Raw genomic sequence first — 23,801 nt, 5'->3', positions numbered from 1 at the left:
ACTGGCTCTCGCGCGCAAAGATTAGACCAGCACGAAGCGGATCATTCCGCGGCCTCGCCGCGAACGGCCTGACGGTTGGCAATGAGCTCGCGCGTTAGCGGTATCAGCTCGCGGCCATATTCGATGGCGTCGATCAGGGGATCGAAGCCGCGGATCAGGAAGTGGGAGATGCCGAGGTCGTAATAGTCGCCGAAGGCTTCCGCGACCTGCTCGGGCGTGCCGACCAGTGCAGTGGTGTTGCTGTTGGCGCCGGTGAGCTTTGCGATCTCGGTCCAGAGTCGCTTATCGATGCGGCTGCCCTGATCGGCGAGCGCGAGCAGGCGCCGCGCACCGGCCGTGGCATGGCCGTCGGCCGGCTTGCGGTAGCCGGTCTTGTCCTGGAGCGCGGTGGCGCGCGCCAATATTTCTTCCGCCTTTTCCCAGGCCTGCTTCTCGGTCGACGCAATGATCGGCCGCACCGAGAGGCTGAAGCGCGGCGTCGGCCGCCCTTGCCTGATTGCGGCGTTGTGGACGCGGGAGGTGACGTCGCGCACCTGCGCGTAGGATTCACCCCACAGCGCAAACGTATCGGCGTGCTTGCCGGCGACCTCGATCGCCGCATCCGAGGCGCCGCCGAAATAGACGCGGATGCCTTCCGGACGATGCGGCTTCACCTGCGAGAAGGCGTTCTCGATCTGGTAGTACTTGCCCTTGTAGGTGAACGGCTTGTCGCTGGTCCATTCCAGCTTGAGCACGTCGAGGAATTCGGAGGTGCGGGCATAACGCTCGTCCTTGTCGTCGAGCGTGTTGCCGTCCTGCCGCAGCTCCGTGGCGTTGCCGCCGGTGATGACGTGGAGTGCGACGCGGCCGCGCGAGAACTGGTCGAGCACGGCGAACTGCCGCGCCAGCAGCGTCGGTGCGGTGAAGCCGGGCCGCTGCGCGATCAGCACGTTGAGCCGGCCCGTGACGCCCAGAACATGCTGAGCGACCTGGAGGGCGTCCGGTGCGGTGGAGTGGAACGCCAGCAGCGCACGATCAAACCCGGCATTCTCATGCGCCTTCGCCACCGTCTCGATGTGGGTGGGATTGAGGATCGGACCCTCGCGGACCACAGTCTCGGACGAATTGTTGTTGCTGATAAAGCCGATGAACTCGATCGACATGATCGTCTCCCTGATGTTTGGCGGAAACCTAAAGTCCCAACGCAGCACGGCCGAGGCCGATGCGTGTGGAATCGTCCTGCGGTGTGTGCACGCGTCCGCACAGCACGTCGCGATAATGCCGCTCCAGCGGGTTGGCACGGGACAGGCCGTGATTGCCGGTCAGCGACAGCGCGTCCTCGACCACCGCAACGGCATTGTTGGTCACGGTCAGCTTGACGACGTTGGACTCCGTGGCAGAAAGTTCGAAGCCGTCATCGAAATCGCCCGCGAAGGAGTTGATCAGCCGTGCATTCACCGCGAGCCGGGCCTCGATGGCGCCGAGGATTTCCTGGGCCCGAGGCAAGGTCGCCAGCGGCGCGCCGAGGCTGGCGGGGGCGCGCTGCTTCAGGAACGCGATCAGCCAGTCACGCGCCGCGCGCGCGACACCGTCATAGATCGCGGCGACGAAGACCGTATGGACGATCGCCTGCGTGACGTCGGGCACCCGCCAGTCCGCAGGCTTGCGGACATCGACTTCGGAATCGAGCGGGATGACGACATCGTCGAAGATGACGTCGTGGCTGCCGCTCGCGCGCAGGCCGTGATGGTCCCAGGTCTCGACGATGCGCGTCCCCGGCAGTCCCGCAGGCACCAGGAACTGTCCGATCCGCGGCTCGACCTCGTCGGTCCGCGCCCAGACCAGATACCATTTCAGGATCGGCGACCCCGTCGAATAGATCTTGTGGCCGGTGAGGCGCCATCCGGTCTCGGTGCGCCGTGCCATAGTCGCCGGCAGGCCGCCGCGCGCCGGCGAGCCGAGCTCCGGCTCGACGCGCAGCGCGTTGACCAGTGCAAGGCCCTCTACAGTCTCGCGCGCGAGCTTGCGCGACAGCCGCGCCGGCCAAGTCTGGCTCCGCGCCATCACCAGATGGTTGATGTAGTGCATCGACAGCACCAGCGCGGTCGACGGATCGGCCTTGCCGACGATGCCGATGACGCGCGCGGTGTGTCTTGCGCCGGCACCGGCTCCGCCATAGGCCGCGGGCACCGTCAGCGACAGCAGGCCCGCCTCGGAGAGCTCGCGAAAGTTCTCGAACGGAAAGCTCGCGGTGCGGTCGTGTTCGGCCGCACGCGCCGCAAATGTTCCGGCCAGCGCCTTGGCTCGCGCAATGTAGTCGGGCTCGCTGTGGGCCATGCGCCCCTTGGCTGCGGAAGTTACCATGTGGCATCCAGCCCCAAGAGACCAAGAATCTGGCGACGCAGGTCCGCAAGATAAGGATCGCCGCGATGACGCGGATAGGGTCGGTCGACCCGGATGTCGGCCTTGACCCGCGCCGGACGGTCGCTGAAGACGATGACGCGGTTGGCGAGCACCAGGGCCTCTTCGGCATCATGCGTTACCAGCAGCGTGGTAAAGCCCTTGCGCTGCCAGAGCGAGAGCAGCTCGGCCTGCATGGTGATGCGAGTGAGCGAGTCGAGCTTGCCGAGCGGCTCGTCCAGGATCAGGATTTTGGGATCGTTGACCAGCGCGCGGGCGAGTGCGACGCGCTGCGCCATGCCGCCGGAGAGCTGATGCGGATAGGCATTGCGAAAAGACGCGAGGCCAACGAGATCGAGCGCGGCATCGACGCGGTGGCGCTGACTCGTAAGGATGCCCTGCGCTTCCAGCCCCAGCGCGACATTGTCCCAGACCGAGCGCCAGGGAAACAGCGTCGGGTCCTGGAACACGACGACGCGCGAGGGATGCGGACTTTTGATGCGGCTCTCGTCCTCGCGCAGCGTTCCGGACCTGGGTTTGTCGAGGCCCGCGACGAGACGCAGCAAGGTCGATTTGCCGCAGCCGGAGGGGCCGAGCAGCGCGACGAACTCGCCGGGCTCGACGGAGATGGTGACGTCGTCGAGCACCGGCAGCTCGGCACCGTCGATGTCGAAGGCGTGGCTGACCTGCTCGATGTCGAGCGCGGCGCCTGCGGCCGGGTGTGTGATGGATTCGGCGAGTGCTGCGGCTACCATTTCACGGTCCCCTTCTGCCACACCAGCAGGCGATCGCGGATCGCAAACAGCAGCGTAATCGCGCCGGAGCAGAGCAGCGACATCACGATCAGCGCAGCATACATGTTGGCGTAGGCGGCCCAGCCCTGAGCCCATTGCAGGTACCAGCCGAGCCCGGCCTTGACGCCGATCATCTCGGCGACGACCAGCACGGCAAAGGACGAGCCTAGGCCCATGAACAGCCCGACGAACACATGCGGCAATGCCGCAGGGATTGCGACCTTCAGCACCAGGAAGGCCGGCTTTGCCCCCAGCGTGCGCGCGACATCGTAATAGGCGTTGCTGACGCTCGCGACTCCCGACCAGGTCAGCACGGTGACAGGGAATCCGGTTGCCAGCGCAATCAGGAACGTCGAAGCGCTCCAGCTCGACGGAAAGGCAAAGAAGGCGATCGGCAGCCACGCGGTCGCCGGCAGCGGACCGATGAAGCGCAGCACCGGATGCACCCAATAGCCGACCGCGCGCGACCAGCCGATCGAGACACCGGTCAGAAAGCCGATCGTGGCGCCGATCAGATAGCCGCCGAGCTGAAGCTTGACCGAGGCAAACACGCTGTCGAGCAGCTTTGGCAGGTCATCGGTATAGACTTCGATGATCGACTGCGGCGGCGGGAAGAACGGCAGCGGCAGCCAGGCGAATTTTGCAGTCGCCACCTCCCATAATGTCAAGAACGCACCGAGCGCCACCAGCCACGGCGCGCGCTTGCGCAAGCCGCGACCCGCCGATCCGAGATAATCGGCGCCGACGGTTCCGAACAGGGCGACCGCGGCGACGATGAAGGCGGCAATCCCGAGGGAGTGCGTCCGCGACCAGTCGCCGACGTCCTCCCACCACAGGCAGGAGAGGCCGAACGCAATCCAGACGACGCAAGCGAGGATGCCGACGCCGGATTCCCGCACCCAGATCGCAAGCAGCGGTGTGCGCGAGACCCGCGGCGCGCCGGTGGCGAGGCCGTCAGACAGCGAATACGTCGACATAGATGCGCTCCGCGAATTTGGCGGTGTCGGTGCTCTGCTTGAAGACCTGTACGCTCTTCAGATCGTCGGCATAGGCCTTGAGCTCGCGCTTCAGCACCTCGCCCACGGGGTGATGGTGGTGCGTGTGGTAGCGCACCATGCCCTCGATATCGGCGAGCGTGGCTGCCTTCGGAGCGTAGGGCTGGAACGACTTCGCCGCCACGACCGAATTCTGCGAGGTGAACATCGCAGCATCGAGCAGCGCCTGCGTGATGGCGCGCGCGACCTGCGGCTCCTCGCGCACCAGGCTGCCGCGCAGGCCAAGGATGCAGCAGCTTTTTTCGCGATACTCGCCGTCGAGATTGGAGGCAACTTCCTTGTACTGGCTGTCCTTGAGCCAGAGATAACCGAGCGGATCGGACGAGAGGAAAGCTTGGACCTCGCCCTTCTCCACCGCGACGTTGAGGAGGTTGCCGGGATAGGCGCGCCAGTCGACGTCCTTGTTGGGATCGATGCCGAGCTTAGCGAGCTGGATCGAGAAGAAGTTCTTGTCGGGGCCGGCGAGATCGCCGACCGCGACGGTCTTGCCCTTGAGATCGGCGAGCTTGCTGACGCCGGAGTCGGTGCGCGACAAGACGCGCATGCAACCGCCATGGGTGCCGGCGGCGATCTTGACGTCAAAGCCCTGCTCCAGCGGCTTCAACCAGCGCAGCGCCATGCCGAGTCCCGCGTCGCTCTTGCCGGTGGCGATTGCCTCGAGCAGCTGGTCGGTCGAACCCGAATAGTTGACCAGTTCGACGTCGAGATTGTGCTTCCTGAAGAAGCCGTGCTCGATGGCGATGGGCACCGGCGCAAGGCAGACCGCGCCGGCGTTCCACGACAGCTTCAGCTTGCGCGGTGCACCGGTGAGCGCGGGGCTATCTGCCGCCGTCTGACACAGCGGAAATTCCGAGAAGTCGACACCGGGCGCGATCTCGCGCGGCACGAAGGCCTGTGCGCCCAACGCGCCAAGCGGCGCGGCGAAAGCCGCCGCGAGCCCCGCCTGGAGCAGATGGCGCCGATCGAGGCTCGATCCGCCGCGCTTGGTCTCGTTGTTCATCCGCTTCTTGCTCCTGCGCTGGCACGGCTTCGCCGACTGCGCAACACCCGGCGTTGCGCATGTTCCGTGCGGAGCTGCGTTGAGAGAAAATCTGTCCGTCGGCGATCACGCGCCGCGTTGATGCGATGCGCAAATCATGCGGCGCGCTCGTCATGTCGTCAATGAAATGGAATTTCGAATGTTGCGCGGAGCGAAGTCATTCTCTCCATCGGCACGCACGGGAACGATGAAACGATTTCCACCGGGTGCGTCGACTCGCGATCCTCGCGGCGACTCCAGCATCTGCATCATTCTTGCGCATTGCCGGCTGCTCGCGCCGGGCTTTCTCGAAAGCACGGATTCGTTGAAAGGTCCTTGCTCATCGCGCGCGCAATACGGTCAGCCATTTCATTGACTGCACTTTGCGTGCCCATAGACTTGATCGTCTCGCTGCATCGTTCGCTCACGCGTCGTGAGCAAAGCAACAAGACAGATCAAGCAAGACAAAGCACATGAGCATCAACTCCCACGACCATCCCATCACGCGCCGGCTCGCGGCATCGCTGTTCGCTGCAGCCATCACCTTGTCGACGGCCGCCGCGTCGTTCGCGGCCGACACGGTCGTGCTCCGCGTCGGCGACCAGAAGGGCGGCAACCGCTCGCTGCTCGAGATTTCAGGCTATGCGAAGGACCTGCCGTACAAGATCGAATGGTCGGAATTCCCCGCTGCGGCACCGATCCTGGAAGCGCTCAACGCCGGGGCGCTCGACGTCGGCTATACCGGCGACCTCTCGTTCCTCTCAGTCTACGCGGCCGGCGCGCCGATCAAAGCGATCGGCGGCACGAGATCGGAGGCGAAGACGCAAGCGATCCTGGTGCGCCAGGATTCGTCGATCAAGTCGGCGGCCGACCTCAAGGGCAAGCGCCTCGCCGGCACCCGCGGCGGCTGGGGCCAGTTCCTGATCGATGCGACGCTGGAGAAGGCACAGATCAAGCTCGAGGACGCGATCTTCGCCCCGCTCGGCCCGGTCGATGCCAAGATCGCGCTGGTCGCAGGCTCGATCGACGCCTGGGCGGTGTGGGAGCCCTACGTCTCGTTCGCGACGCTCAAGGACAAGGCCCGCGTGATCGCCGACGGCGAAGGCCTCACGCCCACCATCACCTTCATCGTCGCCTCCGACAACGCCATCGCCACCAAGCGCGGGGCGGTGCAGGACCTCGTGCAGCGGCTGAACAAGGCGCGGCTGTGGTCGCTGGATCACTTGGGCGAGTACGCGAAGAACACGGCCGAGCTGACCAAGCTGCCCGAAGACGTCCTGCTCTCGGCCTACACGGCGCAGCGCACCAGCCCGATCGTGATCGACGCGAACGTGGTGAAGGAGGTGCAGGATGCATCCGACCGCTCGACGCGCTACAGCATCCTGCCGAAGAAGCTCGACGTCAGCCAGGCCGTCGACCGCACCTTCACGGCCGCGGCCGCCGGGTCGAACTAGACGAGATAACGTTCGGACCGAGCCGCGGGCTCGCTCAATCTCTCCCGCAAGCGGGAGAGATTGAGCGCAGCGCGCCGGGTGAGGGCTTTCTCCTCTGGGGGGTCTCGGCCGCGGAGACACCCCCACCCCACCCCCCGCAAGCGCAGGGCGATCGTATATGGATTTGACGAGGATTGTCCGCGGCTTGCTCCGCCTCTCCCGCTTGCGGGAGAGGCCGACGCGCTCGCAGAGCGCGACGGGTGAGGGCTCTCGCCACGGGGGGATATCCTGCTCAATCTCAACAATCCCGACGCGGAGAACCCCCACCCCAACCCTCCCCGCAAGCGGGAGAGGGAGCCCACCGCCGATGTCGCCGCATCGTGCACTCATATGCGATCGCCCTGCCCGCAAGCGGGAGAGGAAGCGCACTGTGTTCGCGGCAATAGGCAAATCCGGTAGGGCAAAGGGCGGCGAGATGCGCGAGCTTCGCCTCAAGGCCGGCCCACTTCATCTCGCCGCGATCGTGCTCGCGCATTTCGCCTGCATGAGCCTGATCGTGTGGTTCTCGCTCTAAGGCGCGATGAGATTGGGGTGAATCGTCATCGCGTTTTTGGTTGTGATTCGCGCATGACCTTTTCGGAAAACTGCTGCACACTTTCCGGATCATGCTGGAGCCGCGCGCTCACCAATAGGCGCGATAGTACGGGCTGGGATACGGCCGATAGTATCCATAATAGGGGCGATAGGGCCGGTAGTACCGGCGGTAGCCGTAGCCCGGATATGCATAGGCCGGCCCGTATCCATAATATGCCGGCGCATAGCCGTAACCATAGCCGTAGGGGCCACCGTAATACGGTCCGCCGTAATAGCCATAAGGCGCGCCGGCGATGGCGCTGCCGATGATCGCGCCGGCCGCAAGGCCGCCCAGGCCCAGGCCCCAGCCCCAACCTCCACCGCGCCAACGCACCTGCGTGACGTCATCGCCGGCCGCGGCTTTCATGGTCGCGACATTGGTGGGCATCGGGGCCGCCGCTGCCCGCTCGATTTGGCCGGCCATGACCGCGCCGGCCAGCGAACAGGTAATTGCCGCTTTCCAGATCGTCATCGTCTTGCTCCCTGTCTGACGTTTCATTCGAAAAAAGATCGCAAAGCCCATGATCAGGCATCCCAGCGCTAAGTCAAAGCCTCGAATCTGCGTGCAGCGCACAAGGCACCTGTCCACGGCTCGATCGTTGGGTTACCGGTTGGGCGGGCATGCAGCGGGATCGACGCGTCTCTTCGCCGAAATGACACCGGCATGAGGCGCGGGGACACCCGCAAAGCATTAAGCTTCCCGCGTGCGCAACCAACAACCATCTTCCCGATTTACTATTCGTAGCATTACTATCGGTTCCAATGCCGCGCGCCGAACGGGTTTCTCGCGACAAATAGCCTCGGCCCGAGCCAGACGTGAGTGGGAGGATGACATGAATGCCGCGAGACCTGAGCCCCTTGCCCGCCAAGCGTTGGCATTCGTCCTGGCCGGCGGCCGCGGCAGCCGGCTCCTGGAGCTGACCGACCGCCGCGCCAAGCCTGCAGTCTATTTCGGCGGCAAATCCCGCATCATCGATTTCGCACTGTCGAACGCGGTGAACTCGGGCATCCGCCGCATCGCGGTTGCCACCCAGTACAAGGCCCACAGCCTGATCCGGCATCTGCAGATGGGCTGGAACTTCTTCCGCCCCGAGCGCAACGAGAGCTTTGACATTCTCCCGGCCAGCCAGCGCGTGTCGGAGAACATGTGGTATGTCGGCACGGCCGATGCGATCTACCAGAACATCGACATCATCGAGTCGCATGCCTGCCGCTTCATCGTGGTGCTCGCCGGCGACCACATCTACAAGATGGACTACGAGCTGATGCTGCGTCAGCACGTCGACAGCGGCGCCGACGTCACGGTCGGCTGCCTCGAAATGCCGCGCGCGGAATCCTCGGGCTTCGGCATCATCCATGTCGACGAGAACGGCTGGATCCAGTCATTCCTCGAGAAGCCCGCCGATCCGCCGCCGATGCCGGGCAGGCCGGACGTCTCGCTCGCCAGCATGGGCATCTACGTGTTCGACGCGAAATTCCTGTTCGAGGAACTCAAACGCGACGCTAGCGATCCGAACTCGAACCATGATTTCGGCAAGGACATCATCCCCTACATCGTGAAGAACGGCCGCGCCATCGCGCACCAATTCTCCAGCTCCTGCGTGCGATCCGGTAACGACAACGGCTCCTACTGGCGCGACGTCGGCACGGTCGATGCATATTGGGCGGCCAATATCGACCTCACCGACGTGGTGCCGGAGCTGGATTTGTTCGACCGCGCCTGGCCGATCTGGTCCTACTCCGAGATAACCCCGCCCGCCAAGTTCGTCCACGACGAGGAAAGCCGGCGCGGCCAGGCCGTGAGCTCGCTGGTCTCGGGCGGCTGCATCATCTCCGGCGCTTCGCTGCGCCGCTCGCTGCTGTTCACCGGTGTGCGCGTCAACTCCTACGCCACTGTCGAGAACGCAGTGATCATGCCGTACGTGAATGTCGGCCGCGGCGCGCGCCTCAAGAACGTCGTGATCGACCGCGGCGTGGAGATCCCGGAGGGGCTCGTCATCGGCGAGGATCCCGAGCTCGACGCCAAGCGCTTCCGCACCACCGAGCAGGGCATCTCGCTGATCACCCAGCCGATGATCGACAGGCTCAATACATGACGCCTGTTCGCGTCCTCGCGGTCGCTTCCGAAGTCTACCCCATCGTCAAGACCGGCGGCCTCGCAGATGTCGCCGGCGCGCTGCCGATCGCGCTGAAGGCCCACGGCGTCGAGATGCGCACGCTGATGCCGGGCTATCCCGACGTGATGCGGCAGCTCTCGGACGCCGATGAAATCCGGCGCTGGCCGGATTATTTTGGCGGACCGGGCCGCCTGCTCGCAGGCTCGCATAGCGGGCTCGATCTGTTCGTGCTCGACGTGCCGCATCTCTATGCACGACCGGGCAATCCTTACGTCACCCAGGAAGGCATCGACTGGCCGGACAATGGCGTGCGCTTCGCCGCGTTGTCGCGCGTGGCGGCCGACATTGGCCACGGCCTCATCCCCGCTTTCGTACCCGACATCGTGCATGCCCATGACTGGCAGGCGGGACTCGCACCGGCCTATCTGCACTATGACAATCGGCCGCGACCGGGCACCGTGATGACCATTCACAACATGGCCTATCAGGGCAAGTTCGCGCGCGAGCTGATCGGCGCAATCGGCTTGCCTTGGGATGCCTTCAACGTCAACGGTCTCGAATATTTCGGCGGGATCAGCTTTTTGAAGGCGAGCCTGCAATTCGCCGACCGCATCACCACCGTGTCGCCGACTTACGCGCAGGAAATCCAGACCGATGAAGGCGGGATGGGCTTCGGCGGCCTCTTGCGCGCACGCGCGAGCGTGCTGAGCGGCATCCTCAACGGCATCGACGTTTCAGTCTGGAATCCGCAGACCGATCCGCACATTGCCTATCGCTTCGGCGCGGAGGACCTTACGTTCCGAGCCGCGAACAAGGCGGTGCTTCAGCAACAGTTCAATCTCGATTCCTCGGACGAAGCCCCGCTGCTCGGCGTCATCAGCCGGCTGTCCTGGCAGAAGGGGCTTGATCTCTTGCTCGATGCCATTCCGACCATCCTCGGGGAAGGCATGCAGCTCGCACTGCTCGGCAGCGGTGATCGTGATCTCCAGGATCGCTATCGGGCGGCGGCGCGCGCGAATCCGGGACGGATCGGGGTCGTGATCGGCTATGACGAGATTCTGGCGCACCTGCTCCAGGCCGGCTCGGATGCGCTGCTGGTGCCGTCGCGGTTCGAGCCGTGCGGACTGACCCAGCTCTGCGCGCTGCGCTATGGCGCCGTGCCGATCGTAGCCCGCGTCGGAGGCCTCGAGGATACCATCGTCGATATCGGCGAGGCCGACAGATCGGGCCGCGATGCTACCGGCTTCAAGTTCGGCCCGGTAACGGCGGACGCTTTCGCGCGCACGCTACGCAAGGCCAACCTCACCTTCCACGACAAGGTGACCTGGCGCCGGCTGCAGTTGAGTGGGCTGTCGACGGACGTGTCGTGGCGCAACCGGGCGGGCGACTATGCGGCCCTGTATCGAGGCCTCATGGCGGCCCGTCACACGGCATGACCTCGCCGAATCCAGTGCTATAGAGCCGGCATGGACCCCTTCGCAATCAAGCTGCTCGGCTTTGCCGCCGCAACCTGCACCACTGCGGCCTACGCGCCGCAATTCATTAAGGTCTGGAAGACCCGCTCGACCGAGGACATTTCGCTCGGCATGTTCCTGGTCATGGTGCTGGGCCTGGCGCTCTGGCTGGTCTACGGGCTGCTCTCCGGCGACGCTCCGCTGGTCGCCGCCAATGCGATCACCATGGTGCTCGCCGGCGGCATCCTGTGCATGAAGCTGAAATACCGGTGAGCTCGAAGCTCGGTGGGGCGGATCAAGCTACGCCAAACCGCTCTCCGAATTTCGCCATGGTTGCATTTTGCCGGTGTTTTGCCCGACGTGTCAAACGTGCCCGAAATGGCGCACGATCATCCTGCCCGGCAAAAGCATTGTGCTAAGCCATTCTATTTGCCGTTCTACTGTGCATGGGTTGTTTTCGCCCTTTTGGGGATGGCCCTGACGCGCGGGCGTGAAGAAGATCAACCACCAAACACGTACGACGCCATCGCAACGTTCGCGACCTCGTCGACGAAAACGCGACGTCCGACATCGCTGCCGGCGGCGCCAGCGGCCACCATCAGCGGCAGCAGATGGTCCTCGCGCGGATGGGCAAGGCGCGCGCTCGGCGCGTTCTCCCAGTCGATCAACATCGCGTTGCGGCGCGCCGCATCCTTATGGCTGATGGCTTCGTTCAGATAGGCTTCGAAATCGTAGGACACGGGCTTGGACTCCGCCCGCTCGAAGCCGCGCATGTTGTGATAGGTGAGCCCGCTGCCGATGATCAGAATGCCTTCATCGCGAAGCGAGGCGATCGCCTGCCCGGCCTTGATGTGTTCGCCCGGATCGTAGCTCGACTTCAGCGACAGCAGCACGATCGGCATGTCGGCATTCGGATACATCAGGCCGAGCGGCACGAATGTGCCGTGATCAAAGCCCTGATTGGCATCCTCCCGGCCATCGAGGCCGGCGCGCATGAGCAGCGCCTTCACCTCCGCCGCGAGTTCGGGCCTGCCAGGCGCCGGATATTTGAGTTGATAGGTGTGCTCGGGGAAACCGTAATAATCGTACACCATCGGCGGATGCGCGGACGTCGATACCGTGAACGCCTCGGCCTCCCAATGGCCGGTGATGACGAGTACGGCCTTCGGCTTCGCCGGCAGGAGCTGCGGCAGCCGGCCGAACGCCTCCGCGGTCTTGGCATATTGCACGCGCCTATCCTCCATGAACGGCCAGGGGCCGCCGCCATGCGACAGAAAGAAGGTCGGCAATCGCGTCATGGGACTCGTTTCGTTGGCAATTTGCGCGTAGCTGCCGCGCGGTCGGCGGCGAGCATAGGCAAACCAGCATGGTTAGCAAGCCGTTAACGATTTGCCTTCCACAATCGCGGCCGTGGCCGAAGCAGTCGGCCAGAAGACGAGCGAGACGTGAGATGAAGAAGTTTGCGCTGGGGGACGTGGTCAACAGTGATAAGGGCCGCCGCGGCGTCGTCCGCGCCGCCTTCAGATCAAAGGACGGCCAGTGGTTCTATGCCGTCGAAAAGGACGGCGCGATGGACTATCTGGAGGAAGACCGGCTGACGCCGGCGCCCCGCGTCGAACTCGCGGCGTAAATCCAACTCATTTCTTGCTCTCACCCGCGAGCCGGTCGAGTCGCTCCGACCACGGATCGTCGCCGCTCACGATGCGATCGTTGGCGATCAGCAGCAGGCGATCGCGATCCGCAACCGCATCCCAATGCGGCAGGTCGGCACCGTTGGGATCACCCGTCCTGGCGAAGTTGATCCAGTAGGCGCGGATGCGGCTTGCGACCTCGCGATCCCGCCGCGAAAAGATGCCGGCGCCCGGCACGCCCTCGACGCCGAAGATGAACTGCAATTCCCGGCCGTGCCCTTCGTCCGAACTTCCACGCCGCGCTTCGGGCACATAGGCGAAGCGATAGCGGAAGGTCGGCGCGCCGGTTGCGGCGTGAAGCCGGGCCAGCAGTCTCACCGGCTCGGAGAAGACCTTGTCGGTGTAGAACCTTGCCGCAAGGTCCGACGGCCGCGCGACGTCGGGATAGAGCTCGCGCAGCGCGTCGATGCTCTCGCCCGAGGACGCAAGCTCTTGCTTGATCTCGAGCTCACCGTCAAAGCGCGTCTCGTCGTCATTCGAGCCGATGATCAGGGGAATGCGGCTCTGGTGTCCCGCCGCAAATCCCGCGGCAACGTTCTCCGTCACCAGACTTCCATCCACCGAAGGTGTGAAGCTGCGCCACGATTTTTCGAGCAGACGTTTTTCGGCGGCAAGCAGCCTCGCAGGCTTAGCTGTGCGCAAATCCGTCTCCTGCCCAAGCGCCGTCACGAATTGCCGCCCGGCCGACTGTGCCTCTTGCGCAGAGCGCAGCTGCGCCCGGCCGGGCACGGATTGCAGAATGGCTTTCTGAAACAGATCGCGCGATTGCGCGCACAGTATCAGTAGCGCGATCGATGTGGCGCCTGAACCATTGCCGAACAGGGTGACATTGTTCGGATCGCCGCCGAAGGCCGCGATGTTGTCATGGATCCAATGCAGCGCTGCGATCTGGTCCATCAAGCCGTAATTGCCGGACCCGACGTCCGACAAGGCAGGATGGGCAAGCCAGCCGAGCGCGCCCAGGCGATAATTCAGGGTGACCACGATGAGGCCGGCCTGCGCAAGCTTTGCGCCGTCGAACAGCAGATCGTTGGCGGTGCCTCTGACGAAGCCGCCACCATGGATGAACACCATGACCGGCAGCGGCCCATCGACACCGAAGGGACGAAACACGTTCAGCGTGAGACAATCCTCACTCGCGCTCGGCATCAACGGCTGAAGACAGGGCGCACCATAATCGTACGCGGTACGCATCTCCGAGTTTTCGGGCGTTGCCTGCGGTGAACGCCAGCGCAGCGGTCCGATCGGGGGCGCGGCGTAGGCAAGCCCCTTGAAGGACGCGACCTCGCCCTCGACGGCGCCGAGCAGCTGTCCCTCCCGCGTGAGGGCAAACGGAAACTGGCCGACCGGCTGTGCCAAGGCCGGGCCGGCGCAGCAGAGGCATGCGGAGGCCGCAACAAGCGCAAGCAAGGGCCGCATCTCGGGGATCTCGATGCCCGGAAAGGTTCCTTGGGAGGTTACGTCCGCGGCCGGTGGCGAGGCAAGCCTTGCCGGCCGTGCTCAACCGGACTTGCCGGTCAGCTCCGCCAGCGCGTGACGCGCGACGATGCCGAGCTCACCGAGTGTGGAATGGCCGGATTGCGCCGCCTCGATCAGGCGTTGGGCGATGAACCTGCGGCTGTCGTGATCGCCGCCATGCGGCAACTGGCGGCATGTCTCCTCCAGCACGACGTCCATGTTCGCTTTGGTTCGCTCACTCAACTCTGTCATGACGCCCGGTCGGTACGCGTGGCAAGGAAACGGCAGCAAGGAAACGCCAGCATACACAGACGGGTCGGGCCTGATTAGCCCGGAAAATCACGGCCATTGTGCATCGCGATGCGTGCATCGGCGCAACCTTCGCGCCGCCCCACGGGCGCCGCAAACGGCTACCGAAGATTGCACTTGCTTTGATGACAAGCCGCGCCTGCGGCGATAGCCTGCCCGGCAAAACAAAACATACGGGAGGAATGCCATGCCTGACGCAATGGTTGCTGCACGTAGCTCTGAGGCGGCGCGTGGAACCGGCCAGCAGGTTGACGTTGCCGTCGTCGGCGCCGGATTTGCCGGCCTCTACATTCTGCATCGCCTGCGCAAGGCCGGCTTCACGGCGGTCGCTCTCGAAGAGGCCGGCGACGTTGGCGGCACATGGTACTGGAACCGCTATCCCGGCGCGCGCTGCGACATCCAGACTATCGACTACAGCTACACCTTCGATCCGGAGCTCGAGACGGCCTGGACCTGGTCGGAAAAATACGCGACCCAGCCCGAGATCCTGCGCTACCTCGGTTTCGTCGCCGACCGTTATGATCTGCGCCGCGACATCCGCTTCAAGACCAAGGTGACGGAAGCCACATGGGATGAAGCGACCGGGCGCTGGCAGCTTGCCACCGACAACGGCGCGCCGGTCTCCTGCCGCTATTACATCATGGCAACGGGTTGCCTTTCCGCGCCAAAGCCGCCGGAGATCGACGGCGTCAAGGATTTTACGGGCGAGATCTATTTCACCGGGCGCTGGCCGCATGACGGCGTCAATCTCGCCGACAAGCGCGTCGCAGTGATCGGCACCGGTTCGTCCGGCATCCAGTCGATCCCGCTGATCGCCGAACAGGCGGCGCATCTGACCGTATTCCAGCGCACGCCGAATTTCGCGTTGCCCGCGCAAAATGGTCCTGCGCCGTCCAATCGCATGAGCCTGTTGCAAGGCGACCGTGCGGCCTATCGCGAGCAGGCGCGCCGGTCGATGACGGGCGTGCCCTATCCTCAGCAGACGGCCGTGAGCTGGCAACTGAGCGATGCCGAACGTCGCGCGCGGTTCGAAGAGGCTTGGGGCAAGGGCGATCTGGTCTATATCCTGACCCAGCTCTGGGCCGATCAGGGCGTCGATGTCGACGGCAACGCACTGATCTGCGAGCTGATCCGCGAGAAGATCAGCATGGTGGTGAAGGATCCGGAAACGGCCGCGGCGCTGATGCCGCACGACCATCCGTTCGGCGCCAAGCGGCCGTGCCTCGACACCAACTATTATGCCACCTACAACCGGCCGAACGTCACGCTGGTCAATCTGCGGCAGGAGCCGATCAAGGCGATCACCCCAAGCGGCATCACCACCGGCAAGCGCAGCTTCGACGTCGACGTCATCGTGTTCGCCACGGGTTTCGATGCCATGACCGGCGCGATCCGGGCCGTGCATCCGATCACGGGGCGCGCCGGCAAGTCACTCTCCGACGTCTGGGCGCAAGGGCCGCAGACCTATCTCGGTCTCACCGTCGCGGGCTTTCCGAACTTCTTCATGATCACCGGTCCCGGCAGCCCGTCGGTGCTGTCGAACATGGCGGTATCGATCGAGCAGCATGTCGACTGGGTCGTCGACCGGCTTGCCGCACTGCGTGACGCCGGCTTCACCACGATCGAGGCCACCGAGACGGCGCAGGCCGGCTGGGGCCGGCACATGGCCGACTGCGCGACGCTGACGCTGCACCGGCTCGCCAACACCTGGTACACGGGCGCCAACGTGCCCGGCAAGGTGCACGCGCTGATGCCCTATACCGGCGGCGTCGGCCCCTATCGCAGCATCTGCGACGAGGTCGTGGGCCGCGGCATGCTCGGCTTCAAGCTCACCGGCCCCGATGTCACCGCACAGTGCAATGACGGCGAGGTGGTGCGCCTGCAACCGGATGTGCGGTTGGTGCTGAACCTGCTCGCGCAACTGAACCTGCCGCCGATCGAGTCAATGGGTGCGCTGGGCGCGCGCGCCTTCGTCAACGAATTCAACAAGAGCCGCCCTGCGGGACGGCCGGTCGGCGCCGTCGTCGATGGCACTTTGCCCGGCAGCGACGGACCCCTGCCCTATCGCCTGTACCGGCCGACGACGCCGGGACCACATCCGGTCGTGGTCTATTTCCATGGCGGCGGTTGGGTGCTTGGCGACGAACAGTCCGACGATCCGTTCTGCCGCGACATGGCGCGGCGCACCGATATGATCTTCGTCAGCGTCGGCTACCGCCATGCGCCCGAATATCGCTTCCCGGCGGCGGCCGAGGATGGCTACACGGCAACGCGCTGGATCGCCGAGCATGCGGTCGAGCTCGGCGGCAAGCCTGGCCCTCTACTGGTCGCGGGCTGGAGCGCCGGCGGCAACATCGCCGCCGTCACCTGCCAGCTCGCGCGCGACCGCGGCGGGCCGGAGATCGCCGGCCAGCTCCTGGTCTGCCCGGTCACCGACTGCACCTTCGATCGTGGCTCCTACAACGAGAATGAGACCGGGTATTTCCTGACGCGCTCGCTGATGTACTGGTTCTGGGACCTCTACTGCTCACCGGCCGACCGCACCGACCCACGTGTCTCGCCGCTCCGCGGCAAGGTCGCGAGCCTGCCGCCGGCCTTCGTCGTCACCTGCGAGTTCGATCCGTTGCGCGACGAGGGCATCGCCTATGCCGAAGCAATGGCATCCGCGGGTGTTCCGGTCGAGCAGCTCAAGGCGCGCGGCCATTTCCACTCGTCCTTCACAATGGTGGACGTGGTGATCACTGGCGTCCAGGGCCGGGTGCAGATGGCTGAAGCAATGCGTCGCTTTGCCGGGCTTCCGCCGGGGGTACGGCGGGACGAAGAGACCGGCCAGGGTCACGCCAACCCGGGAGACAATATAGCGGCCGCCGCGAGCTGACAGTGACGAAACGGCCGGGAACTATTTCGCGGCCGTCGCGTTATGTGGTTGTGGCATTGAGATGCAGCGATATGTGTGGGCCCCGGCACGCAAGTACGCGTGCTGGGGTTCTTTTTTTTGCGTGAGGCGGGACGATGGGGAATGCGTTAGTTACAGATTCCAAGGTCAACTTCGGCGCGCTCGCCGCGCTGCATAAATGGCCGTCGCTCGCAAACCAACGTAGGCCGGACCGGGAGCCTTACCAGGTGAGCGAAGGGACGCTCGACGAGTGCATCTCGGCATTCATGGGCAAGCCAGAGGCGACAAGGCATCTCTATGAGATTCACACGGCGCCGCAGCCACCGCTGGTGACGGATATCCTGTCGCCCGAGCACATCATCGAATTATCGCGCTTGAGAGAATTTCTCTGATTACACCGCAGACGCCATATCTGCACGCACGCGCACGACCAGATTCACAGCAAGGCAGGAACCATCTCGCGGATTTTTTCGTTATTGGAGATCGGAAGCCAAAGGCGTGAGTGCCTGAGATGATCGAAACCAGCGCGCCCGACCCGACGGTGCCCTATGGCGCGGACCAGACCCTGTTCGTCGTGATCGATCGTCGCGATCAGGCGACTGAGATCCCCATTGAGCGAAGCGACATCGAAGTGACCATCCGCGATCTCGTCGCCGGCTGCTTCAACGATCCCATCAAGGTAGTCTCCTTCAACACGCTCGAACATTGGATGAAGGATATCTCGACCGAGGTTGCCGGTGAAATTCGGGCTCGCTGCGATATCGACGGCATAGCGCTGCCCGACTATCTCAGCGATTTCGTCGAGAGCCATACCTGATCGCGCATCATCCTCGTCGACGCGAAGGCGCGGGATGATCGCTTGCGGAAGTTAAGCGTGCCGACGCCTGCCGGCGATGACCTCGATCTCGCGGCGGCGCTCGCCCGCGAAGGTCAGCAACTTTTCGACCGTCAGCGTATCCGTGATCCGTTTGGCGAGCCGCTCGGCGCGCGCGGCCTGATCTTCGAGATACTGGATCGTGTTCAAGCCCCGCCTCCCCAAAAGCACCCCAAACTGGAGTCCCGATTGGTTTCGGGCAACCATGGTGCGTCAGAGCGGCTAACAGCCGGTTAAGCGCGGCGCGTCGACGTCGATCGACCGTGCTTATTGCACGACGTCGAGCCGGACATTGACGATGCCCCTGTCGACCATGCCGAGCGCTTCGGCAGCCGAAGGCGAGACATCGACGACGCGTCCGCGGACATACGGCCCGCGATCGTTGACCTTGACGGTCACGGAGCGGCCGGAGGAAACATCCGTCACGCGCAGGCGCGTGCCGAACGGCAGAGTCGGATGCGCCGCGGTCAATTCGTTCTTGTCGAACTTCTCGCCGCTCGCGGTCTCCGTATCCGAATAGAAGCTGGCAACACCGTGCCCGGCCGTCTGCGCCGCGCTTGCACCGCCATCAGGCACACGCGCCCGGCTGACAGGCCGCGGATGCAGCGCCGCCACCTCACGCAGCCTGTGCGGACGCTCGACCGCGGCCTGTCGGCCGGCGCCGGCAAGATCGGCTTTCTGGCGGCCTACCGGCGATTGCGCGCAAGCGGCCAGCGAGGCGGCGCCGACGATTACGAGCAGCAGGCGGGCCGGCTGGCGGCACGAGGCTGCGAGGGAAATCCGGACACTTTCGGCACGTGCAAAGCGAGACATGATGCGCCCCTCCGAACGGCCTCAAGTTCGGTGGGCAATGAGGGCAGAACCTTGTCAGAACAAAAGCAGGCGTGCGGCTACGGCCGTTTCGCAGCGGCTGTGACGATTCCACCACAGTGCCGTGTTCTGAATCGGGACAGTCGCGTAAAACTAGCTCGATACTTCGCGCCAGAGGACCAGGCGCGCATCCGGCTGAGCCTCGCCGGGCCCAACCTCACCTCTCAGGAGCCGCGCAAACTCGCGCCGATAGAGCCGCAGCCAGCCGGTTTTCAGGCCGACGAGAAAGTCGAGCTCCCGTTGCGTCAATGTGCACATCATGAACCCGGTCAGGTTGCGAGAAGCGCCGTCAGCCGACGAGGCTTCCCATTGGTTTGACGTCCGTGCTACCAGGGAAGACCGCCTCGGCGAGGACCTTCTCTTCGACGCGCAGATGATCCCTCAGCAGGCCCTTCAGCACCGCACGCAGATCCGTGGTTGGCATGAGGTCGCGATCCTCGAAGAGCTGAGCGGGCTTCAGTCCCGGCCAATCCGCGATCACGCGGCCGCCGGCGAGCGCACCACCGATGAGGAAGGCGACCGTACCCGTGCCGTGGTCCGTACCTTGCGTTCCGTTGATACGCGCAGTGCGGCCAAACTCGGTTACGACGGCAACCACAGTCTCGTGCCAGACCTTGCCCATGTTGCTCTCGATCGCAGCAAACGCACCGTCGAGAGCTCCGAGCAAATTGTAGAGCTGGCCCGAGGCCGCGCCTTCCGCGATATGCGTGTCCCAGCCGACGAAGCCCATGGCGCCGACCCGCGGGCCGTCGGGCTTGGCGAGATAGCGGGCGGCGGTGCCGGCAGCCTCAGCGAAGTAGGCGCGTACGCGCGCGATGCCGGGCGGCGCCAGCGTCGGATCGTCCGACATAGGATCCCCGCTAGGCATCCCGCCATCGAGCGAGGCGAGCTTCATGCGCGCCTGAAGCACGGTCGCGAGCTTCGGATCGGTGTGCTGGTAGAGATCGAGCAGGCGGCTCTGCGTGTCCGCGCTTGCCGGCAGCAGTTTCTGCTGCACCCATGTCATCACCGGGGCCGAGCCGCGCACGACGAGCGGGGTGACGGAGCCGATGCCGAGCGCACGGCTACCGCGCGGATCGACGCGCCCGCCCGCCTCCAGCGCGACCAGCGCGCGATTGAGCCATCCCGAACCTGTCATGCCGGGCTTGGCGAGCCCGCTCTCCAGCACATCCTGGCCGTCGAAATGCGAGCGCTCGCGATAAGGCGTCGCGGCGGCGTGGACGATCGAGGCCTTTCCGGTCTTGTAGAGCCGATGCAGGTTCGGCATTGCCGGATTGAGCGCGAAGAACGAATCGAGCGGCAGCGCCGGCGTCTTGCCGTCCAGCACCAGCGCACGATCGCCGCGCAGCGATATCCAGTCGGGATCGCCGACCGGCGCAACCGCGCCGAGGCCGTCGAGCGCGCCGCGCAGGACGATGACGAGCAGACGCGGATCGCGCCGCTCGGCGCGCGCGAGCCGCGGCATCTGGCTCCATGCGAACAGCGCACCGGAGCCGACCAGAAGCTCGCGCCGCGTGGGCAGGTGATCGATAAAACCCATGCTCACCTCCTCTGAAAATCAGCCGACATGAACAACAGCGCCAGCGCCTGCTGCCGGCTCTCGGCGCGTCCGACCGACTGCTTCACCTCGGCCGCGATCTCGGATGCGAAGACATCCTCGATAATGACTTGCGGATCGGCCATGCCCGTGATGCGCTCGGCAAAATTGTTGGCGACGTCGAGCCGCCGGCCAACACCGTCGATCAAGCTCGCTTCATCGTCCGGATAGCCCTTGGGCGCGGGCGGACGCCACAGCGCCTCGCCGAGCAGCTCCTGGCCTCCGGTGTAGCGCACCGGATCAACCTGTGTGATGCCGGTCGCACGCGCCATGCCGACGACCCATTCGCCGGGACGCTTGAGTTTCGAAGGTGGCCCGCGCCACGCCTCGTCCGACGACACTATCGCGATCGCAACCTGCTTGAGATCGCCCTCAGTGTCGCGAAACGTTTTCGCCATCTGCGCGGCGAGGGCCGGCGGCGGCTCGTCGGCGACGAAATGGCGGGCGAGCTTGGTCGCGCTATGGGTCGCGGTCGCCGGATGCGCGGCAAGGTCACGCAGCACGGCGCGGCCCTGCTCCACATCCTCATGCTCGTAGCGCTTGCCGAGCACGGTCCGCCCGCCGGGCTCGTGCAGCCGCGGATTGAAAATGAACTCGCCGCCATGCTGGGGATCGGCACCCGGTGGCACCAGTGTCCAGCCGGTCAGGACGTTGGCGAAGCTGATCACGTCGTCCTGGGTGGAGCCGGTGCGCACACCAAGCGTATGCAGCTCCATGATCTCGCGCGCAAAATTCTCGTTGAGGCCGCTGCTGCGGTTGATGCCGGCGATTGAGTTCGCCCCCATCGAACCGAGATTGTCGAGATAAACCAGCATCGCCGGATGGCCTTCGGCGGCCAGCAGGAGATCGACGAAGCGGCCGAGCGCGTGAGCGCGAACGGCTTCGCGTTCATAGGCACCGGACATGCTCTGAATCCGGTTGGCCGAAACGCAGAAATGGTTGGACCAGAACCACACCAGCCGCTCGGCGAAGCCGATATCGGCGGCGAGCGCGGCTTCCGTACGCAGCTTGGCCTCCTGCAGGTATATCGGGCGTCCAGGATCGGGTACCGCTTCGGCGGCTTGCTTGGCCGCCATCTCGACTGCGTCCTTCTCGGCGCCCTGGCCCTCCGCTTGCCCTTGTGCCTGCCCTTGCGCCTGGTCATTCGACGCGGCGGGAACGGCGGCCATCTGCTGCTTCTTCGCCTGCTGTTGCGCCTGCTTGGCGCGTGCCGTTCGCCGCGCGTTGGCATCGGCCACGGCGCGATAGGCTTTTGCACTGGAAGGAAGGCTGGCAGCAGCAGTCAACGCGAGCGGCCGGTCGAGTTCGGCGATCAGCGCGCCGCGCGGATCAGTGCCGACCACGGCGATAGATCCCGGTCGCGGCCCCATCCCGAAACGATGAAGCGCCAGCACGGACTCAGCCCTTGCAGAACTGTTCATGGCGAACGCCCAATTCTCCGAGCCCACGGGACACGCCGCAGTGCGCAGCGGCAAGTTACGAATTGTAATGCTACATGCGGTAACACTTGAGCTGGTGCAAGCTGAGATTGAGCGCGGCCGCGCTCTACCGACGGGGCGAGCACGCACCCGCCAGACAGCGGACCCGGGCGAGGAGTCTAGAAATTCGGCCCAAGCGCGATCTTGGTGATCGTGCCATTCCTGACGCCGATGCGCCATTCCGCCGAACCATTGGCGAACTGGGCGATGTAGATGTCGCTGTCGAGCGCGGTGACGCCGCGGAAGGAGACCGCGCGCAACGCGCCGAGCCGCGCGAGGATCGCCTGATCGAATGCAAGCTGCTGGCGCGTGATGTCGGCGACCTCTGACGTCATGCGGTCATAGTCCGGCTGCCCTTTGCCAACACCTTCGATATAGCGGCGCAGCATCTCCTCGCCATTGGCGATCGGAACGGCGCGCCGCGCGGCTCGCCCCGGCCGTGCCCCAAGGTTCGACACCTCGACATTGTGAAAGCGCGTCTGCCGGCCCGGCACCAGGATCTCGAGACACCGTCCCGACTTGTCGGCGATCATCCAGGGACTGTTGACGGTGGTCGTGGAGGCCCACGTCATGTTGGGTCTGACGAGGCTCTGCGTCTTGCGGCTGCCATCGGCCTCGATATTGAAGACTTGGATGTCGTCGGCCAGCTCGTTGTAGACCATGATCCTGATCGGCGAGGTGCCGGCATGGCCGCGCACACTCGCCTCCTCCGAACAAGGCACGATGCCGCCGAGTTCGTCATTGCCGTCGGGCCGGAACAGCACGTCGCCGGCCTTGCCGTCGGGCTCGAGCATCAGGCGGAATTCGGCCGTGCCGTTCTCGAACTTCGCGCCATAGATGTCATAGCCGCCGGGGCCGACGCCACGGAAGAAGAGCGATTCCACCGCACCGAGCGCCACGAACGACGCGCGCATTTCATTGAGCTGCCTGTGGACCTTGGCCGCCAGCGGCGCGCTCACGCGCTCGTAGTTCGGCGTGCCGCGGCGCAGATCTTCGATCCCGCGCAGGATCATCTCCTTGCCGCCGTCAGCCGGGACCTGCTCCCTGAATCGGTCAGGCACTTCCGCGAGGCGGCGCGCGAAGTCGGCCTCGACCGCCTGCGCCACCGCCGAGTCGATCCTCGATGCCAAGCGCGCGCCGAAAACTGCGTTCTGGACCAGAACGCGCGCGACTTTGGCCTGCTCGTCGCGCAGGAAGATCAGCAGATTCTCGCCATGGATCGAGAAGACGTCGGCACCCTCGGCGAGGAGCGTGGCCCGGCCCTGCACGGTTTCCTGTACCTGAAGCCGATCGCCATCGCGCCGCACCGCCAGCACACGGTTCGGCGCAATCCTGTACCAACCGACATACTGATCGAGCGAGGCGGATTTGGCAGCCGCCGTCGGCATCTCGACGACGCGAACCGCACGCACGTCGCGGCCGTTCATGCGCAGGATCAGCTCGGAGCAGCGGCGCTCGGCATCAAGCGGGAACGTGATCTCGCCGGACGAGGCCGCGTAGGACGCGGTGCCGTCATTGCCAACCGTCAGGCGCAGCCTGCGCTGCCCAGTGAGCTGGCCGTAGAGGTCGTCGCCCTCGCGGAAGACCGCGAACACCGAGGCCGGGCCCATGGCATAGAAATTGACGAATGGGTGATAGTGCGGGGCCGGCGCCTTGTCGAGGTCTCCAGCGAAAGGCGCCGGGTCCGGCGTCCGATAGGCGATCATGCCCGCCGATACGATCACGGCCGGCACAATTGCAGCCGC

General features: G+C 65.0%; 24 protein-coding genes. 9 read left to right on the top strand and 15 right to left on the bottom strand.

What is annotated here, in order from left to right:
* Window positions 1-41: 41 nt before the first annotated feature.
* From IVA82_RS05550 to IVA82_RS05530, 5 genes are read right to left on the bottom strand one after another with little or no spacing between them, the layout of a single operon-like run.
* Complete coding sequence (locus tag IVA82_RS05550; protein ID WP_247385235.1) at window positions 42-1,142, bottom strand: LLM class flavin-dependent oxidoreductase; 1,101 nt, start codon at window positions 1,140-1,142, stop codon at window positions 42-44.
* A gap of 28 nt (window positions 1,143-1,170) precedes the next feature.
* Entirely contained in the window at window positions 1,171-2,343 is a 1,173-nt protein-coding gene (locus IVA82_RS05545; RefSeq protein WP_247385234.1) for an acyl-CoA dehydrogenase family protein, read from the bottom strand.
* A complete protein-coding gene (locus IVA82_RS05540) occupies window positions 2,337-3,134 on the bottom strand; it encodes an ABC transporter ATP-binding protein (protein WP_247385233.1) in 798 nt (265 codons plus the stop codon). Before IVA82_RS05540 ends, IVA82_RS05545 begins: the two co-directional genes overlap by 7 nt.
* A complete protein-coding gene (locus IVA82_RS05535) occupies window positions 3,128-4,150 on the bottom strand; it encodes an ABC transporter permease subunit (RefSeq protein WP_247385232.1) in 1,023 nt (340 codons plus the stop codon). The genes IVA82_RS05540 and IVA82_RS05535 overlap by 7 nt, the downstream gene beginning before the upstream one ends.
* The gene (locus tag IVA82_RS05530) at window positions 4,128-5,228 is read right to left on the bottom strand and encodes an ABC transporter substrate-binding protein (RefSeq protein ID WP_247385231.1); all 1,101 of its coding nucleotides are present in this window, start codon (window positions 5,226-5,228) and stop codon (window positions 4,128-4,130) included. Before IVA82_RS05530 ends, IVA82_RS05535 begins: the two co-directional genes overlap by 23 nt.
* Before the next feature lie 491 nt (window positions 5,229-5,719).
* Between IVA82_RS05530 and IVA82_RS05525 the strand changes: the two genes are divergently transcribed.
* Both IVA82_RS05525 and IVA82_RS05520 read left to right on the top strand, forming a co-directional pair.
* A complete protein-coding gene (locus IVA82_RS05525) occupies window positions 5,720-6,700 on the top strand; it encodes an ABC transporter substrate-binding protein (RefSeq protein ID WP_247385230.1) in 981 nt (326 codons plus the stop codon).
* 409 nt (window positions 6,701-7,109) lie between these two features.
* The gene (locus IVA82_RS05520; protein ID WP_247385229.1) at window positions 7,110-7,253 is read left to right on the top strand and encodes a hypothetical protein; all 144 of its coding nucleotides are present in this window, start codon (window positions 7,110-7,112) and stop codon (window positions 7,251-7,253) included.
* A 108-nt stretch (window positions 7,254-7,361) separates the two neighbouring features.
* Here the strand turns inward: IVA82_RS05520 and IVA82_RS05515 are convergent, their stop codons facing one another.
* A complete protein-coding gene (locus IVA82_RS05515) occupies window positions 7,362-7,784 on the bottom strand; it encodes a hypothetical protein (protein WP_247385228.1) in 423 nt (140 codons plus the stop codon).
* 361 nt (window positions 7,785-8,145) lie between these two features.
* Between IVA82_RS05515 and glgC the strand changes: the two genes are divergently transcribed.
* Genes glgC through IVA82_RS05500 form a run of 3 tightly spaced genes read left to right on the top strand, consistent with a single transcriptional unit; the run spans window position 8,146 to window position 11,156 of the window.
* The gene (glgC, locus tag IVA82_RS05510) at window positions 8,146-9,408 is read left to right on the top strand and encodes a glucose-1-phosphate adenylyltransferase (RefSeq protein ID WP_247385227.1); all 1,263 of its coding nucleotides are present in this window, start codon (window positions 8,146-8,148) and stop codon (window positions 9,406-9,408) included.
* On the top strand, window positions 9,405-10,865 hold the full coding sequence (gene glgA / locus IVA82_RS05505) for a glycogen synthase GlgA (RefSeq protein WP_247385225.1): 1,461 nt from the start codon (window positions 9,405-9,407) through the stop codon (window positions 10,863-10,865). Before glgC ends, glgA begins: the two co-directional genes overlap by 4 nt.
* Window positions 10,866-10,895: 30 nt before the next feature.
* Complete coding sequence (locus IVA82_RS05500; RefSeq protein WP_247385223.1) at window positions 10,896-11,156, top strand: SemiSWEET transporter; 261 nt, start codon at window positions 10,896-10,898, stop codon at window positions 11,154-11,156.
* A gap of 227 nt (window positions 11,157-11,383) precedes the next feature.
* On the opposite strand, the gene IVA82_RS05495 is transcribed toward IVA82_RS05500, so the two are convergent.
* Window positions 11,384-12,181, bottom strand: a complete 798-nt coding sequence (locus tag IVA82_RS05495) for a class III extradiol ring-cleavage dioxygenase (RefSeq protein ID WP_247385222.1) — start codon at window positions 12,179-12,181, stop codon at window positions 11,384-11,386.
* A 152-nt stretch (window positions 12,182-12,333) separates the two neighbouring features.
* Here IVA82_RS05495 and IVA82_RS05490 point away from each other — a divergent pair, with 152 nt between their 5' ends.
* Window positions 12,334-12,513, top strand: coding sequence for a hypothetical protein (locus tag IVA82_RS05490; RefSeq protein ID WP_247385220.1), 180 nt, complete (start codon window positions 12,334-12,336; stop codon window positions 12,511-12,513).
* Between the two features lie 7 nt (window positions 12,514-12,520).
* Here IVA82_RS05490 and IVA82_RS05485 read toward each other — a convergent pair whose 3' ends face one another.
* Both IVA82_RS05485 and IVA82_RS05480 read right to left on the bottom strand, forming a co-directional pair.
* On the bottom strand, window positions 12,521-13,993 hold the full coding sequence (locus IVA82_RS05485) for a carboxylesterase family protein (RefSeq protein WP_247385219.1): 1,473 nt from the start codon (window positions 13,991-13,993) through the stop codon (window positions 12,521-12,523).
* An 81-nt stretch (window positions 13,994-14,074) separates the two neighbouring features.
* Entirely contained in the window at window positions 14,075-14,284 is a 210-nt protein-coding gene (locus tag IVA82_RS05480; protein ID WP_247385218.1) for a hypothetical protein, read from the bottom strand.
* A gap of 244 nt (window positions 14,285-14,528) precedes the next feature.
* Here IVA82_RS05480 and IVA82_RS05475 point away from each other — a divergent pair, with 244 nt between their 5' ends.
* From IVA82_RS05475 to IVA82_RS05465, 3 genes are all read left to right on the top strand, one after another.
* A complete protein-coding gene (locus IVA82_RS05475; protein ID WP_247385217.1) occupies window positions 14,529-17,219 on the top strand; it encodes an alpha/beta hydrolase fold domain-containing protein in 2,691 nt (896 codons plus the stop codon).
* Between the two features lie 134 nt (window positions 17,220-17,353).
* The gene (locus IVA82_RS05470) at window positions 17,354-17,629 is read left to right on the top strand and encodes a hypothetical protein (RefSeq protein ID WP_247385216.1); all 276 of its coding nucleotides are present in this window, start codon (window positions 17,354-17,356) and stop codon (window positions 17,627-17,629) included.
* A 119-nt stretch (window positions 17,630-17,748) separates the two neighbouring features.
* Window positions 17,749-18,054: a hypothetical protein gene (locus IVA82_RS05465; RefSeq protein WP_247385215.1), complete on the top strand. Its 306-nt coding sequence runs from the start codon at window positions 17,749-17,751 to the stop codon at window positions 18,052-18,054.
* A 51-nt stretch (window positions 18,055-18,105) separates the two neighbouring features.
* On the opposite strand, the gene IVA82_RS05460 is transcribed toward IVA82_RS05465, so the two are convergent.
* The 6 genes from IVA82_RS05460 to IVA82_RS05435 form a co-directional block, all read right to left on the bottom strand.
* Entirely contained in the window at window positions 18,106-18,261 is a 156-nt protein-coding gene (locus IVA82_RS05460) for a hypothetical protein (protein ID WP_247385214.1), read from the bottom strand.
* A gap of 117 nt (window positions 18,262-18,378) precedes the next feature.
* A complete protein-coding gene (locus tag IVA82_RS05455) occupies window positions 18,379-18,924 on the bottom strand; it encodes a septal ring lytic transglycosylase RlpA family protein (RefSeq protein ID WP_247385213.1) in 546 nt (181 codons plus the stop codon).
* A gap of 150 nt (window positions 18,925-19,074) precedes the next feature.
* Window positions 19,075-19,230, bottom strand: coding sequence for a hypothetical protein (locus tag IVA82_RS05450; RefSeq protein ID WP_247493186.1), 156 nt, complete (start codon window positions 19,228-19,230; stop codon window positions 19,075-19,077).
* A 40-nt stretch (window positions 19,231-19,270) separates the two neighbouring features.
* Window positions 19,271-20,521: a DUF1501 domain-containing protein gene (locus tag IVA82_RS05445; RefSeq protein WP_247385211.1), complete on the bottom strand. Its 1,251-nt coding sequence runs from the start codon at window positions 20,519-20,521 to the stop codon at window positions 19,271-19,273.
* A gap of 2 nt (window positions 20,522-20,523) precedes the next feature.
* On the bottom strand, window positions 20,524-21,999 hold the full coding sequence (locus tag IVA82_RS05440; protein WP_247385210.1) for a DUF1800 domain-containing protein: 1,476 nt from the start codon (window positions 21,997-21,999) through the stop codon (window positions 20,524-20,526).
* A gap of 176 nt (window positions 22,000-22,175) precedes the next feature.
* Entirely contained in the window at window positions 22,176-23,780 is a 1,605-nt protein-coding gene (locus IVA82_RS05435; RefSeq protein ID WP_247385209.1) for a hypothetical protein, read from the bottom strand.
* Window positions 23,781-23,801: the final 21 nt, after the last annotated feature.

Source organism: Bradyrhizobium sp. 142 (assembly GCF_023074015.1).
Taxonomy (GTDB): Bacteria; Pseudomonadota; Alphaproteobacteria; order Rhizobiales; family Xanthobacteraceae; genus Bradyrhizobium.
This window is presented reverse-complemented; position numbering and strand designations above follow the sequence as displayed.

Coding starts and splice junctions, on each gene's coding strand:
- IVA82_RS05550 (WP_247385235.1), bottom strand. CDS start 1,142: ATGTCGATCGAGTTCATCGGCTTTATCAGCAACAACAATTCGTCCGAG.
- IVA82_RS05545 (WP_247385234.1), bottom strand. CDS start 2,343: ATGGTAACTTCCGCAGCCAAGGGGCGCATGGCCCACAGCGAGCCCGAC.
- IVA82_RS05540 (WP_247385233.1), bottom strand. CDS start 3,134: ATGGTAGCCGCAGCACTCGCCGAATCCATCACACACCCGGCCGCAGGC.
- IVA82_RS05535 (WP_247385232.1), bottom strand. CDS start 4,150: ATGTCGACGTATTCGCTGTCTGACGGCCTCGCCACCGGCGCGCCGCGG.
- IVA82_RS05530 (WP_247385231.1), bottom strand. CDS start 5,228: ATGAACAACGAGACCAAGCGCGGCGGATCGAGCCTCGATCGGCGCCAT.
- IVA82_RS05525 (WP_247385230.1), top strand. CDS start 5,720: ATGAGCATCAACTCCCACGACCATCCCATCACGCGCCGGCTCGCGGCA.
- IVA82_RS05515 (WP_247385228.1), bottom strand. CDS start 7,784: ATGACGATCTGGAAAGCGGCAATTACCTGTTCGCTGGCCGGCGCGGTC.
- glgC (WP_247385227.1), top strand. CDS start 8,146: ATGAATGCCGCGAGACCTGAGCCCCTTGCCCGCCAAGCGTTGGCATTC.
- glgA (WP_247385225.1), top strand. CDS start 9,405: ATGACGCCTGTTCGCGTCCTCGCGGTCGCTTCCGAAGTCTACCCCATC.
- IVA82_RS05500 (WP_247385223.1), top strand. CDS start 10,896: ATGGACCCCTTCGCAATCAAGCTGCTCGGCTTTGCCGCCGCAACCTGC.
- IVA82_RS05495 (WP_247385222.1), bottom strand. CDS start 12,181: ATGACGCGATTGCCGACCTTCTTTCTGTCGCATGGCGGCGGCCCCTGG.
- IVA82_RS05490 (WP_247385220.1), top strand. CDS start 12,334: ATGAAGAAGTTTGCGCTGGGGGACGTGGTCAACAGTGATAAGGGCCGC.
- IVA82_RS05485 (WP_247385219.1), bottom strand. CDS start 13,993: ATGCGGCCCTTGCTTGCGCTTGTTGCGGCCTCCGCATGCCTCTGCTGC.
- IVA82_RS05480 (WP_247385218.1), bottom strand. CDS start 14,284: ATGACAGAGTTGAGTGAGCGAACCAAAGCGAACATGGACGTCGTGCTG.
- IVA82_RS05475 (WP_247385217.1), top strand. CDS start 14,529: ATGCCTGACGCAATGGTTGCTGCACGTAGCTCTGAGGCGGCGCGTGGA.
- IVA82_RS05470 (WP_247385216.1), top strand. CDS start 17,354: ATGGGGAATGCGTTAGTTACAGATTCCAAGGTCAACTTCGGCGCGCTC.
- IVA82_RS05465 (WP_247385215.1), top strand. CDS start 17,749: ATGATCGAAACCAGCGCGCCCGACCCGACGGTGCCCTATGGCGCGGAC.
- IVA82_RS05455 (WP_247385213.1), bottom strand. CDS start 18,924: ATGTCTCGCTTTGCACGTGCCGAAAGTGTCCGGATTTCCCTCGCAGCC.
- IVA82_RS05445 (WP_247385211.1), bottom strand. CDS start 20,521: ATGGGTTTTATCGATCACCTGCCCACGCGGCGCGAGCTTCTGGTCGGC.
- IVA82_RS05440 (WP_247385210.1), bottom strand. CDS start 21,999: ATGAACAGTTCTGCAAGGGCTGAGTCCGTGCTGGCGCTTCATCGTTTC.